4 protein-coding genes are annotated in these 1,822 nt (G+C 65.2%); 1 reads left to right on the forward strand and 3 read right to left on the reverse strand.

Going from position 1 to position 1,822, the window contains the following annotated elements; all coding sequences use genetic code 11:
* The first annotated feature begins 21 nt into the window (after positions 1-21).
* Entirely contained in the window at positions 22-351 is a 330-nt protein-coding gene (locus JNK68_12235; GenBank protein MBL8541123.1) for a hypothetical protein, read from the forward strand.
* A 141-nt stretch (positions 352-492) separates the two neighbouring features.
* Here the strand turns inward: JNK68_12235 and JNK68_12240 are convergent, their stop codons facing one another.
* The 3 genes from JNK68_12240 to JNK68_12250 all read right to left on the reverse strand — a co-directional run bounded on the left by JNK68_12240 (position 493) and on the right by JNK68_12250 (position 1,798).
* A complete protein-coding gene (locus tag JNK68_12240; protein ID MBL8541124.1) occupies positions 493-885 on the reverse strand; it encodes a hypothetical protein in 393 nt (130 codons plus the stop codon).
* Complete coding sequence (locus tag JNK68_12245; protein MBL8541125.1) at positions 885-1,460, reverse strand: L,D-transpeptidase; 576 nt, start codon at positions 1,458-1,460, stop codon at positions 885-887. Before JNK68_12245 ends, JNK68_12240 begins: the two co-directional genes overlap by 1 nt.
* A gap of 89 nt (positions 1,461-1,549) precedes the next feature.
* Positions 1,550-1,798, reverse strand: coding sequence for a hypothetical protein (locus JNK68_12250; protein ID MBL8541126.1), 249 nt, complete (start codon positions 1,796-1,798; stop codon positions 1,550-1,552).
* Between the last annotated feature and the right edge of the window lie 24 nt (positions 1,799-1,822).

Raw genomic sequence — 1,822 nt, forward strand, 5'->3', positions numbered from 1 at the left:
ATGCGCGTCACCCACGGCTGCATGCGCCTCCTGCCCGAGCACATCGAAGCGCTGTTCCAGCTCGCCCCGGTGGGCACGCCCGTGCGTCTCATGAATCAGCCGGTGAAACTGGGCTGGGGCGACGATGCGCTCTATCTCGAAGTGCATCCACCGCTCGAAGAGCATGAACGCCCGGCGGAAGAACTGATCGCGGATACCCTCGACCGGATTCGCTTTCAGGTCGCGGCGCGGCCGGACCTGGTCGTGGACGAAGCTGCGGTGAAGCTCGCTGTCATCGAGAAATCCGGTCTGCCCGTGCCCGTCACGCGACGGACGATGCAAGCGGAGAACCGCCTCGACTATCGGCATTGAGAGTGTTGTGTGGGGGATTGCGCAGCCACCGGCACCTCGAGCTTCTTCGCGTGCGACCGCCGGCGGCTGCAGACCTCTGAACCTTCGGCGATGGACCGCAAGCCGGTCGCACCGCCACGCTTCCGTCAGGAAGCAGGGGGATTACTTGTACATCGACTTCTTGAACATGCGGTCGATCTTCGTCTGCGTGTCCTTGCAGCACGCGTTGGCTGCATCGGCCGAGGACTTCGCGGCGTCGGCAGTGGACTTCGCGGCGTCGGCAGTGGACTTCGCGGCATCGGCCGAAGCCTGCGCCTTGGACGCGGCGGCAGCCGCGCTGTCGGCCGTGGCCTGAGCCTTCGCCGCCGCGGCGGCAGCCTTGTCTGCTACCGCACGCACGGCCTCGAGGTCTTTCGTGGAGGCGCACCCGCCGGCCAACGCGAGGCCAAGGACGAGGAACACGGAAGTGACGATTTTCTTCATGCTGTTTATCTCCGAAAATGAATGGCTTGGCGAAGCGCTTTCAGCGCGGAAGGCGGAAATGACGCAGCGCACTAGCGTATTCTAACGAGCGCGCCCTTTCCCACCAAACGCGCGACTTCGTTCATCTGTTCGTTGGTGACGGCAATACAGCCCTTGGTCCAGTTGAGATCCCAGTGGATTCCGGGGTCGCCGCGGCCGAGGCCGTGAATGCCGATGTTCCCGCCGAGCCGCGTGTTCTGGGGCGGAATGCGCCCCTCGACGTGCGCTTCCAGGATGGCGTCGAACTCGCCCTGGCTGATCTCGCCCGCCGCCAGCCCCGTGCGGGCGCGTGCGATGGACGGATAGTCGAATCCGAGGAACGGTCCGAACTGGCCGGACGGCTTCACCCACGCGATGCGGTACTGGCCGAGCGGCGTCTTGCCGTCGCCGATGCGCTTCTGGTCGCTCACCCCCCAGCGGCCGACCGACACGTGGTCGAACCTGGCGAGCACCTTGTCACCGCGCAGCACGCGCATTTCGCGCTTCGCCGAATCCACGTCGACGATGATTTCGGCATCCGGGTTCGCCCGGCTCGCGGTGCTCACGGCGAGCAGGAGGCAGGTCGCCAGGGTGCCCCACAATGCGTGCAACGGCTTGCAGATCTTCATGAACTTTTCATCTCGTTGAACTTGCGGTCTTGCCGGCGGCAGGCTGAAGCCAGTGATGGAGATTCCTGTCGCGCGATCCTTCTCGGGAATCAGGGCACGATCGCTCGGGCGTCCATCAGCAGTTCACGTACCAGAGGCACCGTGACGGCCCGCTTGGTTTCGAGCGAGTAACGATCGAGCGCCTCCAGCATGCGGATCAGCGCCGGCAGGTCGCGTGCGTGACGACGCAGCAGATAGTCGACGACTTCGCGGCCGAGCTGAAACCCGCGTTGCGCGGCGTGGCGCGTCACCGCTTCTGCTTTTTCGTCGTCCGCAAGCACCTGCAGGCGATAGGCCATGCCGGCCGCGAGCCGGGTCACCAC

Source organism: Betaproteobacteria bacterium (assembly GCA_016791345.1).
Lineage (GTDB): Bacteria > Pseudomonadota > Gammaproteobacteria > Burkholderiales > JAEUMW01 > JAEUMW01.

Bases quoted from the DNA above. Each gene is read 5' to 3' on its own strand.
- JNK68_12235 (MBL8541123.1), top strand. From the start codon at position 22: ATGCGCCTCCTGCCCGAGCACATCGAAGCGCTGTTCCAGCTCGCCCCG.
- JNK68_12245 (MBL8541125.1), bottom strand. From the start codon at position 1,460: ATGAAGATCTGCAAGCCGTTGCACGCATTGTGGGGCACCCTGGCGACC.
- JNK68_12250 (MBL8541126.1), bottom strand. From the start codon at position 1,798: ATGGCCTATCGCCTGCAGGTGCTTGCGGACGACGAAAAAGCAGAAGCG.